This is a genomic window from Burkholderia sp. 9777_1386, from assembly GCF_015712265.1.
In the GTDB taxonomy this organism is placed as follows: Bacteria; Pseudomonadota; Gammaproteobacteria; order Burkholderiales; family Burkholderiaceae; genus Burkholderia; species Burkholderia cenocepacia.
Window position 1 is genome coordinate 1 of record NZ_JACCQB010000145.1, and the last position, 448, is coordinate 448.

General features: G+C 56.5%; 1 protein-coding gene. It reads right to left on the minus strand.

Features of this window, described 5'->3' with window-relative positions:
* Positions 1-448: hypothetical protein (locus H0X91_RS34755; protein ID WP_196433827.1), on the minus strand; the 448-nt coding region annotated here is incomplete at both ends.

The following is a 448-nucleotide window of genomic DNA, read 5'->3' on the forward strand; positions in this document are numbered from 1 at the left end:
CCCGGTAGCGTCAGGCGGGTTAACTGCCCGGCGTCGTTGTGGTCGTAATAGAGGCTGTAGCCGCCCGGCAGGGCGACGTGCCAGATATCGCCCTCATCGTTGTATTCATACGCTGTTTTACGTCCCAGCGCGTCGGTGCGCGACTGAAGTTGCGTGTTCTCCCATACTGTAATCTCTTCACGGCCCAGCGGGTCGGTGCTGCGGGTGACCAGGCCGTCTTCGTTATACCAGTAACGGGTTTCGCCGCCTTCTGCATCCACGTAGGTGGTACAGTGTTCTTCATCGTTATAGATAAAACGGTCGTCGTAATAGCCTTCGGTGGACAGGGTGCTGATGGCGCGCCCCTGCGGGTCGTAACGGATATCCACACAGGTTTTATCCGTATCCCGCCAGCGGGTCATAAATCCTTCAGTCGTGTATTCATGCCACAGATGAGAAAACTGGAAGG